This is a genomic window from Streptomyces ficellus (genome assembly GCF_009739905.1).
Taxonomy (GTDB): Bacteria; Actinomycetota; Actinomycetes; order Streptomycetales; family Streptomycetaceae; genus Streptomyces; species Streptomyces ficellus_A.
This window is the reverse complement of record NZ_CP034279.1, coordinates 5162686-5175187: the sequence shown is the minus strand read 5'-3', so window position 1 is coordinate 5175187 and position 12502 is coordinate 5162686. Positions and strand designations below refer to the sequence as shown.

Annotated in this window: 14 protein-coding genes; 8 read left to right on the top strand and 6 right to left on the bottom strand. The window is 74.5% G+C overall.

Features of this window, described 5'->3' with window-relative positions; genetic code table 11:
• Positions 1-120: 120 nt before the first annotated feature.
• Together EIZ62_RS23195 and EIZ62_RS23190 are read left to right on the top strand one after the other, a co-directional pair.
• Positions 121-1116, top strand: a complete 996-nt coding sequence (locus EIZ62_RS23195) for a peptidoglycan-binding domain-containing protein (protein ID WP_156694621.1) — start codon at positions 121-123, stop codon at positions 1114-1116.
• 176 nt (positions 1117-1292) lie between these two features.
• The gene (locus EIZ62_RS23190; RefSeq protein WP_156694620.1) at positions 1293-1961 is read left to right on the top strand and encodes an HAD-IA family hydrolase; all 669 of its coding nucleotides are present in this window, start codon (positions 1293-1295) and stop codon (positions 1959-1961) included.
• 22 nt (positions 1962-1983) lie between these two features.
• Here EIZ62_RS23190 and EIZ62_RS23185 read toward each other — a convergent pair whose 3' ends face one another.
• Positions 1984-2568, bottom strand: a complete 585-nt coding sequence (locus EIZ62_RS23185) for a TMEM165/GDT1 family protein (RefSeq protein WP_156694619.1) — start codon at positions 2566-2568, stop codon at positions 1984-1986.
• Between the two features lie 331 nt (positions 2569-2899).
• On the bottom strand, positions 2900-3640 hold the full coding sequence (locus EIZ62_RS23180; RefSeq protein ID WP_156694618.1) for an ABC transporter permease: 741 nt from the start codon (positions 3638-3640) through the stop codon (positions 2900-2902).
• 187 nt (positions 3641-3827) lie between these two features.
• Here EIZ62_RS23180 and EIZ62_RS23175 point away from each other — a divergent pair, with 187 nt between their 5' ends.
• The 5 genes from EIZ62_RS23175 to EIZ62_RS23155 all read left to right on the top strand — a co-directional run bounded on the left by EIZ62_RS23175 (position 3828) and on the right by EIZ62_RS23155 (position 9980).
• Complete coding sequence (locus tag EIZ62_RS23175) at positions 3828-4472, top strand: HNH endonuclease family protein (protein ID WP_156694617.1); 645 nt, start codon at positions 3828-3830, stop codon at positions 4470-4472.
• Positions 4473-4629: 157 nt separating this feature from the next.
• On the top strand, positions 4630-6309 hold the full coding sequence (locus tag EIZ62_RS23170) for an alkaline phosphatase D family protein (protein ID WP_156694616.1): 1680 nt from the start codon (positions 4630-4632) through the stop codon (positions 6307-6309).
• Positions 6310-6537: 228 nt separating this feature from the next.
• A complete protein-coding gene (locus EIZ62_RS23165; protein WP_208828012.1) occupies positions 6538-8397 on the top strand; it encodes an FAD/NAD(P)-binding protein in 1860 nt (619 codons plus the stop codon).
• Positions 8398-8457: 60 nt separating this feature from the next.
• Positions 8458-8895: a DoxX family protein gene (locus EIZ62_RS23160; protein ID WP_156696553.1), complete on the top strand. Its 438-nt coding sequence runs from the start codon at positions 8458-8460 to the stop codon at positions 8893-8895.
• Between the two features lie 287 nt (positions 8896-9182).
• The gene (locus EIZ62_RS23155; RefSeq protein WP_244375919.1) at positions 9183-9980 is read left to right on the top strand and encodes a DedA family protein; all 798 of its coding nucleotides are present in this window, start codon (positions 9183-9185) and stop codon (positions 9978-9980) included.
• Here EIZ62_RS23155 and EIZ62_RS23150 read toward each other — a convergent pair.
• Entirely contained in the window at positions 9977-10234 is a 258-nt protein-coding gene (locus tag EIZ62_RS23150) for a DUF2277 domain-containing protein (RefSeq protein ID WP_156694615.1), read from the bottom strand. The genes EIZ62_RS23155 and EIZ62_RS23150 overlap by 4 nt on opposite strands.
• 32 nt (positions 10235-10266) lie before the next feature.
• Positions 10267-10455, bottom strand: a complete 189-nt coding sequence (locus tag EIZ62_RS23145; RefSeq protein WP_156694614.1) for a hypothetical protein — start codon at positions 10453-10455, stop codon at positions 10267-10269.
• 168 nt (positions 10456-10623) lie between these two features.
• Between EIZ62_RS23145 and EIZ62_RS32970 the strand changes: the two genes are divergently transcribed.
• Positions 10624-10698 (top strand): 50S ribosomal protein bL37, encoded by a 75-nt coding sequence (locus tag EIZ62_RS32970; protein ID WP_425281884.1) that lies wholly within the window; start codon positions 10624-10626, stop codon positions 10696-10698.
• A 69-nt stretch (positions 10699-10767) separates the two neighbouring features.
• On the opposite strand, the gene EIZ62_RS23135 is transcribed toward EIZ62_RS32970, so the two are convergent.
• Both EIZ62_RS23135 and EIZ62_RS23130 read right to left on the bottom strand, forming a co-directional pair.
• Positions 10768-11571 (bottom strand): hypothetical protein, encoded by an 804-nt coding sequence (locus tag EIZ62_RS23135; protein ID WP_156694612.1) that lies wholly within the window; start codon positions 11569-11571, stop codon positions 10768-10770.
• Positions 11572-11775: 204 nt separating this feature from the next.
• Positions 11776-12327, bottom strand: coding sequence for a flavoprotein (locus EIZ62_RS23130; protein WP_156694611.1), 552 nt, complete (start codon positions 12325-12327; stop codon positions 11776-11778).
• Positions 12328-12502: the final 175 nt, after the last annotated feature.

Below are 12502 nucleotides of genomic sequence, written 5' to 3'. Positions count from 1 at the left end.
CGATACGGCCCGCCGAGCGGGGACGGAGGGCCTGGCGAATGGTCCTTCGGTGGTCCCTGCGGTGGCCCCGGCGGCCGGGGGCTGCATAATCGCTCGCAGTTTCCAGGGGAGGGGCCCACATTGACGGGAAGACCGGGACGGTTCTGTCCTGACTGCGACGGCGTGTGCGCGTGCGCCGCCGCGGAGGACACGCTGGGCATACGCCCGTACGTGGACCTCTCGGCGGCGGAGCGGGACGACGCCCCGTCCGGTCCGGCGCCGGACTCGGGCGCCGGGTCGGCGGCGGGGCCGGGCGCGGGGTGGGGGCCGGCCGCCGGGTCGGGCACCATGCCGCTGTACGTGGCGCTCGAGCCCGAGCTGGTGCCGCCGGCGCACACGGGCCCGCCGCACGGCGCCCGGGCCGGGACCAGGGCGCTGGCCCGGGCCGAGGCGCGGTCCCGTACGCGTGCCCGCCGCCCGTACGCCGTGCTGGGTGCCGTGGCGGCGGTGGTCGCGGTGGCGGGCGCGGCGGGCTACGCGGCCGGGCTCTTCGGCGGGGGCGGCGAGACGGACCGGGCCCTTCCCGACGCGGTGCCGAGCACGCCCGGGTGGCCCAGCGAGGCGCCCCAGGGGCTGTCGCGGCCGACCGGATCGCCGTCCCCGCCGGGCACGGGGTCCCCGTCGGCGTCGGTGACCGGGTCCGCGTCCGCCTCCTCTTCCGCTTCCCCGTCGGCCTCCGCGTCCCCGTCCGCCTCCGCGCCGGTGACCGCCTCCGCGTCCCTGGCCGTCGCCGCACCCGGGACGTCGTCGGCCTCCGCGTCGGCGGCCCGCCCGCCGGGCGGTGGGGCCGGCGGGTCCTCGCCGTCGCCCAGCCGGAGCCGGGTGCCGGGCGCGGAGCAGCCGCCCGAGCAGGCGCCCACGCTCAGCCGGGGCGACCGGGGCCCGGAGGTCACGGAGCTCCAGCACCGGCTGCGGCAGGCGGGGCTGTACGACGGCCCGCTGCACGGCCGCTACAACGACGACGTGGAGTGGGGCGTCGGCCAGTACCAGGAGGCCCGCGACCTGTGGGACGACGACTGGGGCGTCTACGGCCCGGAGACCCGGCAGTGGCTGGAGTCCGAGACGTCGGGGCGCTGACACGGGAGGGCGGCGGGGGCGGGCGCGAGGGGCGGCGGAGGGCGGCCCGAGCCGGGCGGACTGGCGTTCGACGGATCTGCTTTGTATCGTTGAGGAACAAAGTGGTCCCGCCCGTAAACCCTGACCGGCGGGCGGGCCACTGCGTACCCCCTCACCCCCTCCTCTGGAGATCGCCGATGCCGGCCGCCCCTTCCGTCCTGACCGCCCGGGCCCTGCTCCTCGACATGGACGGGACGCTCGTCAACTCGGACGCCGTGGTGGAGCGCTGCTGGCGCCGCTGGGCGGTGCGCCACGGGCTCGACCCCGAGGAGGCCCTCAAGGTCGTCCACGGCCGCCAGGGCTACGCCACCATGGCCGTCCTCCTCCCGGACCGCCCCATGGAGCAGAACCACGCCGACAACCGCTCGATGCTCGCCGAGGAGACCGCCGACCTGGACGGCGTCGTGCCGATCGGCGGCGCGCCCGCCTTCATGGACGCCGTCGCCGCGCTCCCGCACGCCCTGGTCACGTCGGCCGACGAGGCGCTCGCCCGGGCCCGCATGGGCGCGGCCGGGCTGCGGATGCCGGACGTCCGGGTGACCGCCGAGCGGGTGGGCGCCAGCAAGCCCGACCCGGAGGGGTTCCTGAAGGGCGCGGCCGAGCTGGGCTTCGACCCGGCCGAGTGCGTGGTGTTCGAGGACTCCGAGGCGGGCATCCAGGCCGGGCGCGCCGCTGGGATGCGGGTGCTGGGCGTCGGGCCGCGCGCCGGCGCGTTCGCCCCGGACGTCCACGTGCCCGACCTGACGCACGTGCGCGTGGAGGCGGACGGCGGCGGCGCGATCCGCCTCCACATCACCGGGGCCTGAAGCGCAGGGCCCCGGGCCGGGCCTACGGGGCGAGCGCCTCGTACAGGCTGAAGCCCGCCAGCGCCAGCATCAGGCAGGCGGCGACCTTGGTGATCAGCCGCAGCGGTACGTACTTCATCAGCGTCCGCCCGCCCAGGATGCCGATTCCGGCGACCGCCCACAGGGCGAGGACGGCGCCGAGGCCGACGGAGAGCGGGTTGTCGTAGCGGGCGGCGAGGTTGGCCGTCATGATCTGCGTGAGGTCGCCGAACTCGGCGACGAGGATCAGCATGAAGCCCGCTCCGGAGACCTTCCAGAAGGACTGGTCGGCCGGGGCCTTGATCTTCTCCTCCTCCTCGTCGGTCTTCTTCAGCAGCAGGACGGCCGCGCCCGCCAGGAACAGCACGCCCACCAGCGCCTGGACCAGCCGGTGCGGGAGGAGCGTCAGGACGCTGCCGGCGGCGACGGCGAGCACGACGTGGACGGCGAAGGCCGCGGCCACGCCCGCGAAGACGTACGACGCGCGGTAGCGGGTGCCCAGCATGAGGCCGGCGAGGGCGGTTTTGTCGGGCAGTTCGGCGAGGAAGACGACGCCGAAGGTGATCGCCATGATCGTGAAGCTGAGCACGGGATGGATTTCCTCAATCGGTCGGGCACCGCCGTACCGAGAAGAGACGTGTCAGGGGTCGCTTCGGCACGGCGGCACCATGGCTGCGGGCATGGCACTGCGGTTGCCGAAGGTCTCGCTGGCGGGCCCTGCGGGCCGCCTCCGGGCGCCGGCCGGGCGCGAGGCCCAGCAGTATGTCGACGTTCCGGCGAAGAGCTACTCCCCTTCTGCTCCCTCCAGGGTACGCGATCGCCGGTACGGCACCGGGGCCCGCCCCTGCTCCCCCATGGCACCGGGGACCGCCCCACCTCCCGGCGCCCACGCGCCCCGCCCCGCGGCGGGCCGGAGTGCCCTACGCCTCGCGCCGGTGCAGCCTGCCCCGGGCGACCAGCTCCAGCACGGTGGCCACCGCGACCCCCTGCACCGCCATCAGCCCGACGAGCACGAAGAGCTGCACCGCGCCGGCCTCCAGCGGTGACGCCCCGCCCAGCAGCATCCCGACGAACGCGCCCGGCAGCGTGACCAGCCCCACCGTCCTGGTCTGGTCGAGCCCCGGCAGCAGCGCGTCCGCCGCCGCCTCCCTGGCCACCTCCAGCCGCGCGTCCCGCTCCAGCAGCCCGAGCGCCAGGCCCGCCTCCACCTCGCCGTGCCGCGTGCCGAGCTCGTCCAGGGCGCGCCGCCCGCCGAGCACCGTGGCGGTGAGCGCCCCGCCGATGAGGATGCCGGTCACCGGGACGAGGGCGATGCCCTTCAGCGGGACGAGACCGGTCAGCACCAGGGCGCCGACGACCGGGGCGACGCCGGCGGCGATGGGCCCGGCCGCCCACCACCAGGTCCGGTTGGGCGTGATGCGGCGCCCAGCCGTGCGTACGGCGACGGCGTACATCAGCAGCAGGAATCCGAGCAGCAGCGGCAGGTGCCGGACCACCCACCCGATGACCAGCGACACGGCGGCGAGCTGCGCCGCGGCCCGCACGCCCGCGGTGACGATCTCGCGCGGCGCCCGGAGGTGGGCGATCGCCGCGACGGTGGCGGCGACGGCGAGCAGGACGGCGAGAACAGCCGCGAACGTGGCATTGACGGGCAGCAGCACACGTCAACCCTAAAGCCGGACAAGCCAGGTGCCGGGACGTCAGAAAGGGGAAGAACCCTTGATGTGACGTGCGCATGTCGTCACTCTGTAACCCGGCGCATTCCCCGGGGCAACCTGGCGCCGCCACGATGACCGGGCTGCCCGAGCCGGCAGCGGTCACCGCCCCCACACCAAAAGGGAGTTACCCATGTCCGGTGTCTACGCGCGTCGAATAGCCGTGCTCGCCGCCTCCGCAGCCCTCACCGCCACCGGGGCCCTGGCCACCGCCCCGGCCGCCCAGGCCGCCCCGCCCACCCCGGTCAGCGCCGCCACCGCCCGCACCTACCTCGCCCAGCTCACGGTGCGGGCGGAAGGTTCCTCCAGCGGTTACGACCGCGACAAGTTCCCGCACTGGAGCACCCAGTCCGGCGCCTGCAACACCCGTGAAGTGGTCCTCAAGCGCGACGGCGTGAACGTCGTCCAGGACTCCAGTTGCGCGGCGGTCAGCGGCAGTTGGTACTCCGAGTACGACGGTGCCACCTGGCACGCGGCCTCGGACCTCGACATCGACCACGTCGTCGCCCTCTCCGAGGCGTGGCGCTCCGGCGCCTCCGGCTGGACCACCTCGCAGCGCCAGGCCTTCGCCAACGACCTCACCCGTCCGCAGCTCATCGCGGTCACGGACAACGTCAACCAGGCCAAGGGCGACCTCGACCCCGCCGAATGGATGCCGTCGCGCACCGCGTACCGCTGCACCTACGCCCGCATGTGGGTGCAGGTGAAGCACCACTGGAAGCTGAGCACCGACTCGGCAGAGAAGAGCGCCCTCCAGTCGGTCCTGAACGGCTGCTGACCGACCGCCGGCCCCGGGCACCGACCGGGTCCTGGCCACCCGGGCGGTGCGTGGCGGGCGGCGACGCGCCGCCCGTCCCGCGCCGCCCACGGTTCCTTACCCCTCCGTCGCCCCGTACCGTACGGAGGTACGAGCGGGTCGACGGAGGAGGCCGGGCATGAGTGCCGGACTGCGGTTGGGACCATTGCTGCGGTACGTCGACTGGGAGCGCGGCGACCGGGCGACGGTCTGGGTCGAGGCCGACCGGCCCTGCACGGCCGAGGTGCGCTGCGCGGACGGCGCCGGTGGCCACGCGCGGACCTTCCAGATCGCCGGGCACCACTACGCGCTGGTGCAGGTCACCGGCCTGACGCCCGGGACGACGACCGCGTACGAAGTCTTCCTGGACGACCACCCGGTGTGGCCGCCCACGGAGCCCGGGCGCCGCTACCCGGCCAGCACCATCACCGCGCCCCGCCCGGGGGCGCGGGAGCTGAGCGTCACCTTCGGTTCGTGCCGCTGGGCGGCGCCGCCGCCGGGCGGCAAGGACCCGGTCGGGCCGGACGCCCTCGACACGCTGGCCACCCGGCTGGCCTCCGACCCCGACGCCGTACGCCCCGACGTCCTGCTCCTCCTGGGCGACCAGGTGTACGCGGACGAGACCTCGAAGCCGACGCAGCGCTGGCTGGCCTCGCGGCGGGACCTGCGCGAGGAGCCGGGGGTGCAGGTCGCGGACTACGAGGAGTACACCCACCTCTACTACGAGTCCTGGCTCGACCCCGGCGTCCGCTGGCTGCTGTCCACCGTGCCCACCTGCATGATCTTCGACGACCACGACGTGATCGACGACTGGAACACCAGCGCCTCCTGGCTGGCCGACATGCGCGACACGGGATGGTGGCGCGAGCGGATCCTCAGCGGGCTGATGTCGTACTGGGTCCACCAGCACCTGGGCAACCTCTCCATCGACGAGCTGGAGGCCGATCCGCTGTACGCGGCGGTCCGCGACGCCCCGGACGGTACGGAGCCGCTGCGCCGGTTCGCCGCCGAGGCCGACGCCGACCCGGCGCGGGCGCGGTGGAGCTACCGGCGGGACTTCGGCAGCACCCGGCTGGTGATGATCGACACCCGGGCCGGACGCGTACTGGACGAGCAGAACCGGTCGATGCACGACAAGGAGGAGGAGCGGTGGCTGGCCGAGCAGTTGACGGCCGGCCGGGACGGCTGCGACCACCTGCTGGTCGGGGCCTCGCTGCCGTGGCTCCTCGCGCCGATGATGCACGACGCCGAGACCTGGAACGCCGCCCTGTGCCGCGGTGAGCGCGGCGCCCGGTGGGCGCGGCTGGCGGAACGCGTGCGCCGGGGCGCCGACCTGGAGCACTGGGCCGCCTTCCCGCACTCCTTCGAGCGGCTGACGCGGCTGCTCACGGAGGCCGGCACCGGGCCGGACGCCCCGGCGACGATCTGCGTCATGTCGGGCGACGTGCACCACGCGTACGTCGCCGAGCCCGCATGGCCGGGGGCCGCCGACCCGCGGTCGTCCCGGATCCTCCAGCTGACCTGTTCGCCCGTGCACAACCGGATCCCCGGGCCGTTGCGCGTCGCGTTCCGGCTGAGCTGGAGCCGCGCGGGGCGGCGGATCGGGCTCGCCCTCCGGCGGCACGCGCGCACCGGCCCACCGCTCGTGGAATGGCGCCGCACGGGCGGGCCGTGGTTCGGCAACCAGCTGATGACGCTCAATCTGCGCGGCCGGTCGGCGAGGCTGCGGCTCGAGCACGCGGCGGCCCGGGGCCGCGACCGGAAGGACGCCGAGCTGCGGGCCGTCCACGAGCGCAGCCTGTCGGACGACTCCGCCTGAGCAACCGGAGCACCCCCGCCTCCGCGCCCGGGCGCCCGGGCCCTGGGGGCGGGCCCGTGCTGTGAACGTCCCGTGAACGTCCGGTTCAGGCCTTTCCCAATCCCGCCCATAGCGGATGGTGATCCTCCGGCCAGGGGTTCGACGAGGGGCGCCGCGACGGCATGATGAGCCTTCGCCTGCCGCCCGCAGGCGACGCCGGCCACGCCCCCTGCCCCGGGAGTCCGAGTCTTGTCGTTCGCCGTTCCCCCTGCCATAGCCCTGGTCGGTGCGGGCCCTCGCGGTACCTCCGTACTCGAACGGCTCTGCGCCTCCGTCCCGGAACTGGCCGCGGGAACTCCGCTGACCGTCCACGTCGTCGATCCCGCACCACCGGGCGCGGGCCGTGTCTGGCGCACCGACCAGCCGGCCGAGCTGCTGATGAACACGGTGGCGTGCCAGGTGACGGTCTTCACGGACGAGAGCGTCAGCTGTGAGGGCCCGATACGCCGGGGGCCGAGCCTGTACGAGTGGGCCGTCGCCCGTTCGTACCCGCTCGGCCCCGACGACTACCCCACCCGCGCCTGCTACGGCGCCTATCTGGAGTGGGCGTTCGCCCGCGCGGTGGCACAGGCGCCGCCGGAGGTGACCGTACGGGTGCACCGGGCGCGGGCCGTACGCCTGGAGGGCACCGGACCGCGGACGCTCGTGCTGGACGACGGCACCGTACTGGCCGGTCTGGGCGCGGTCGTGCTCGCCCAGGGCCACCTCCCGGTCCGCCGCGACCCCTCCTCGGAGCACCTGGGCGCGTACGCCGCGCGCCACGGCCTGCGGCACTTCCCGCCCGCCAACCCGGCGGACCTCGACCTGACGCCGATCGCGCCCGGCGAGCCGGTGCTGCTGCGGGGCCTGGGCCTGAACTTCTTCGACCACATGGCGTTGCTCACCGAGGGCCGGGGCGGGACCTTCGTGCCCGAGCGGACCGCAGACGGGAAACTCGGCCTGACCTACCGTCCGTCGGGCCGTGAGCCCCGGCTGTACGCCGGTTCGCGGCGCGGCGTCCCGTACCGGGCGCGGGGCGACAACGAGAAGGGCGCGTCGGCGCGGCACGAGCCCGTGCTGCTGACGCCGGACGTCATCGAGCGGTTCCGCAAGCGGGCGGACGCGGGTGACCCGCCGGACTTCCTGGGCGAGGTGTGGCCCCTGGTGGCCAAGGAGGTCGAGGTGACGTACTACGAGGCCCTGCTGAAGCGCCCGCGCGGCTTCCGCACCCGGTTCCTGGCCGCCGGCGAGGCCACTCTCGACACGTACGGCGTGCCGCCCCGGGACCGCTGGTCGTGGGACCGGACCTCGCACCCGTACGCGGGCGAGACGTTCCGGTCACCGGCCCACTGGCGCGGCTGGCTGCTGACGCACCTGCGCCGCGACGCGGCGGACGCCGCCCTCGGCAATGTGACCGGTCCGGCGAAGGCCGCGCTCGACGTCCTGCGCGACATCCGCAACGAGCTGCGGCTGATCGTCGACCACGCGGGCCTGTCGGGCACCTCGCGGCGGGACCACCTGGACCACTGGTACACACCGCTCAACGCCTTCCTGTCGATCGGGCCGCCGCGTCGCCGCATCGCGGAGATGACGGCGCTGGTCGAGGCGGGGGTGCTGGACGTGGTCGGCCCGCGCATGCGGGTGCGTCCGGACTCCGGGGCCTTCACGGCCGAATCGCCCGACGTGCCCGGTTCCGCCGTGTCCGCGACGACGCTGATCGAGGCCCGGCTGCCGGAGCCCGACGTGCGGCGCACCGGTGACGACCTTCTCTCCGGAATGCTGGATTCCGGCCAGTGCCGCACCCATGTCGTCGACGGCTACGACACCGGAGGGCTCGACGTCACACCGTCGCCGTACCGCCTGGTGAACCGTCACGGCCGCGCCCACCAGGGCGTCTTCGCGCTCGGCGTCCCCACCGAGGGGGTGCACTGGGTCACGGCGGCGGGTGCCCGGCCGGGAGTCGACTCGGTGACCCTCGCGGACACCGACGCGGTGGCCCGCGCCGCTCTGCGCGCACGCTCCGGCACCGAAGCGGAACGACCGAATGTTGAACTTGCAAGTATTGATTAGGACTCCCTAACCTTGGGGCTCATCGGTTTCGTCCCCAACCGAAGGATCCCCATGTCCCAGATCACCGCGCGCCTGGACCAGGCCCGCCCCTACGCGCTCGGCCTGTTCCGCATAGTCGTCGGGCTGCTGTTCACCTGCCACGGCGCCGCCTCGCTCTTCGGCGTCCTCGGCGGCGCGGGCGGCACGGGCGGCACCGTCCCGGCCGGCACCTGGCCCGGCTGGTACGCGGCCGTCATCGAACTCGTCGGCGGCGTCCTGGTGCTGGTGGGCCTGGGCACCCGCGCCGCCGCCTTCATCGCCTCCGGCGCGATGGCCTACGCGTACTTCAAGGTGCACCAGCCGATGGCCCTGTTCCCCCTCAAGAACGGCGGCGAGCTGTCGGCCATGTACTGCTGGTCGCTGTTCCTGCTGGTCTTCACCGGCCCGGGCGCGCTGTCGCTGGACAGCCTCTTCTCGTCCTCGCAGGCGGAGCGCAAGCGCGAGCCGGTCACGGCCTAGGTCGTGTCCGACGGCTCGGCGGTACGAGCCGACCGAGCGCCTGGGTCGCCTGGTCCGACTGAGCGCTGGGCCGCCTGGTCCGACTGATCCGTACGAGCCGTACGGGCCGTACGAGCCGCCGCTCCGGTGGTTTCCCACCCGGGCGCCGGGGGCGCGCGTTCCGACCCAGTCCGCCCCCCGTCCCCCGCCCGGGTGATAGCACGGCCCTGTTCGCGGCGTACGCTTTCGGCCTGTCCAGCCGCGCCGCCCGCCCCACGGGTCCGGCTTCACGGGACCCGGGAGTGAAGGTGCTCGAAAGCGTGGCCGCCGGCCCGTGGATCTACACGGCTGTCGTCGTGTCCGTCCTCCTGGACGTCTTCCTGCCGGTCCTGCCCAGCGGCATCCTGGTGATCACCGCCGCGACGGTCGCCGCGACCGGAAACGGTTCCCTCCTCGCACTCACCCTGTGCGCGGCCGGCGCCTCCGTCCTGGGCGACCTCGTGGCGTACCGCCTGGCCTGGCGCGGGCGGTCCCGGCTGCACCGGCTGATCGCCCGGTCGCGGCGGCTGACCGTCGCGCAGGAACGTCTCGGCGCGGCTCTGGCGCGGGGCGGCGGCGTGCTCGTCGTCATCGCGCGGTTCGCCCCGGCGGGGCGCTCGGTGGTCTCCCTGGGCGCGGGCGCGGCGCGGCGCAGGGCGAGCCAGTTCGTGCCCTGGTCCGCCCTGGCGGGCGTGGCGTGGGCGTCCTACAGCGTGGCGCTCGGCTACTTCGGCAGCCAGTGGCTCGGCCCCACCTGGACGGGCGTGGCCGTCTCGGCCGCCGCCCTGCTCCTGGCGGGCGCCCTGGCCGCCTACGTCATACGGCGCCCGACCGGCGGGGCCGAGCAGCCGCTACCGGGCGCGGCCGTACCGGACCCGGAACCGGGGGCGGGGGCGACGCGGGCGGACATTCCCGCCCAGTCGCAGGGGCAGCCGCTGCCGATGCCGCAATCCGTACCGACGGCGGGGCCGGGGCAGGCGACCACGTCACCGGTGGTCCCGGCGCCCGTGGTCCCGGCGCCCGTGGTCCCGACGGCCGTCGTACCGTCCCCGTCGGCGGCTTCCTAGCGCTGCCCCGCCGGGGCGGCTTCCTGGCGCTGACCGGCCCGGCCGGAGCCCCGTACCTCGAGCTCGTCGAGCAGGCGCCGGGTCGCCTCGGCGATCTCCTCCACGGCCCGGTCGAAGACCTCGCGGTTGTGCGCGGCGGGCGCCCGGAAACCGGACACCTTGCGGACGTACTGAAGAGCGGCGGCGTGGATGTCCTCCTCGGTGGCCTCGGTGGGGAGCACGGGCGGGCGGAGGGTCTTGATACTGCGGCACATGCCCCCAGTGTGCGCCCGCCCGTGCCCCCGGGTCACCGCTTCGGTCGCTTGCGGGCCCGTGCGCGCTCCTGCTCCCGCTGCCGTTGCCTGTCCCGCTCGATGGTGTAGGTGGCCCAGTCGCCACGGTGCAGGTTGCACCGTGAGGCCCCCACCATGGCGAGCCGCTGACAGCGCCCGCCGTGCTTGGTGCGCGCGCCGCACGTGGACTGTGTCCGAGCCATGTCGCCTCCTGGTCTCCGCCGTTCCCCCCACGGCAGAGTCCCGTCACGGGGAACCGTCCGGGCAGGGCGCACAGCGGTCCCACGAAGGTGCGCTCCGTCGCACGCGCGGTCCGGCGTCCGCTGCACGACGCGCGCCGCGAACCTAAACTGGCGGTGGAGGTACGCACCATGTCCAAGCGAGGAAACAAGCGCCGCGCCCGCAAGAACAAGCGCGCCAACCACGGCAAGCGCCCCAACTCCTGACCCAGCCGCGCCCCCTGCCGGCCGCCCGCGCCCCCGCCGGCCGCCCGCACCGCTGTCGATCGTCCGCGGTCAGGACACGACGCGGTCCTCCGCCGCTCGCAGGAGCCGCCGTTCCAGCACCGCCACGTGCTGGGGGCGGTGGGCGTTGGCGTGGCGTATGAGCAGGTCGCGGGTGGTGGCACCGACACGACGTCTCTTGGGGTGGCGGGCCGTGAAGTGCTCGCTCGCGAAGAACTCCACGGCTCCGTCCAGGCCCGCCCGGTCGCTCCGGCGCACCGCCCGCTCCAGTGCGCCCGTCGTGGCGCCGTCCAACAGGGCCAGCGGCGCGAGACGGGCCAGCCGCCGCGCCGCGTCGATCCCGCTGGGCGGCGTGCCGAGCCAGCTGAGCACCGTGGTCAGGGGCGCGAGGGTCGAGAGGTCACCGTCCGACGAGGTCACCGCCCCGGTCGCGGTCCGGTCCCCGCGCGCCCACTCCTGGGCGTACCGCCGCAGCGGCTCCGGTGCGCGGGTGGCCCAGGCGGCACGGTGACGTCCCGGCAGGGAAGCCGGGTCGGCCGGGTCGAGCAGCGGCAGGGGGCCGTGCCGGTCAACCGTCCGAATGCACCGGTCGGCGGCGTCGTACAGGGCGAACGTGAACTCCCCCTGGCACATGCAGACGAACCCGCCGCCCCCGTCCAGCTCGGCCACCGACGCGGCCGCCACCTCCAGCACCTCCCCCACTTCCCCCGGCTCCGTCACCTCGTACGTCCCGGGGTGGCCCGGAAACCCACGGGAGTACCGCCCACTCACGTTCTCCGAATCCGCGTACTGCCGGTCCGTGACGACGATCCGAGCCGTCCGGGACAGCCCGCCGGTCACATCCCACACACCCATGCTTCCCCCCGTGGTCGCCGCGTCGCCGCGTACGTCGAGATCTCCACTGCCAACCACGATAGGAGCGACCACTGACAACGCCCTGCGCACTCCCGCCGGGCCGGCCTCACATGCGAGCGGGCTCAGGCTGCACGTGCGGGAATGGGCTCAGGCGTCAGATACGGTGATGGGCTCAGGCGGCACATGCGGGGACGGGCTCAGGCGTCACATGCGGGTGGGCTCCCAGCCGGCTCGCTCCACGGCGTCCAGGGCGATCGTCCACGGGTAGCCGCCGGGCAGGTCCCGGCCGGGCGGGTTCGCGACGTAGGCGCCGTCGCCGTACAACACCGTCACGCCGGTCGCGCGGAGCGTCGCCACCGACGTGCCGAACGCGGGATGCTGCACGTGGGACTCGTTCACGCACGGCATCACCACGGTGGGAACGCGCTTGCCCACGCCCTGGACCGCCACGCTCACGACGAACTTCCCGGTCAGCCCCAGCGCCCATTCGTTCATGGCGGTGAAGGTCGCGGGGGCGAAGAGGACGACGTCCGCCGCCGGCCACGCGTCCGGCTGCCCCGGCAGGTCGTACTCGTACCGCACGGGATGTCCCGTGAGCGCCGCCAGCCCGTCGAGGCTGTCGGCCAGCCACCGGGCGGCTGTCGGCGTGAGACCGAGGCACACGTCCCAGCCGCGCCTCTGGGCGTCCTCGATCGCACTGGCGACCTCGAACACGGGCGGCGCGGCTGAGCAGAACAGATACAGGGTCCTCGTCATGGCTCCATCCGATCACACCCAACCCGACCCGCCCGGCCAGGCCTTGGCGGGACCGGGACACGGCCCGCCGACAGACTGACCCAAGATGATCAAGAAGGAAAGACGATCTTGAGCCAACGCGGCACGGAGGCCCGGAGGCCGTCTTCCGACGGTCCCGGGCCGTCTCCCGAGAGGT

What these genes read in the sequence shown, in the direction of transcription:
- EIZ62_RS23190 (WP_156694620.1), top strand. Translation starts at nt 1,293, where the DNA reads ATGCCGGCCGCCCCTTCCGTCCTGACCGCCCGGGCCCTGCTCCTCGAC.
- EIZ62_RS23175 (WP_156694617.1), top strand. Translation starts at nt 3,828, where the DNA reads ATGTCCGGTGTCTACGCGCGTCGAATAGCCGTGCTCGCCGCCTCCGCA.
- EIZ62_RS23170 (WP_156694616.1), top strand. Translation starts at nt 4,630, where the DNA reads ATGAGTGCCGGACTGCGGTTGGGACCATTGCTGCGGTACGTCGACTGG.
- EIZ62_RS23150 (WP_156694615.1), bottom strand. Translation starts at nt 10,234, where the DNA reads ATGTGCCGCAGTATCAAGACCCTCCGCCCGCCCGTGCTCCCCACCGAG.
- EIZ62_RS23145 (WP_156694614.1), bottom strand. Translation starts at nt 10,455, where the DNA reads ATGGCTCGGACACAGTCCACGTGCGGCGCGCGCACCAAGCACGGCGGG.
- EIZ62_RS23135 (WP_156694612.1), bottom strand. Translation starts at nt 11,571, where the DNA reads ATGGGTGTGTGGGATGTGACCGGCGGGCTGTCCCGGACGGCTCGGATC.
- EIZ62_RS23130 (WP_156694611.1), bottom strand. Translation starts at nt 12,327, where the DNA reads ATGACGAGGACCCTGTATCTGTTCTGCTCAGCCGCGCCGCCCGTGTTC.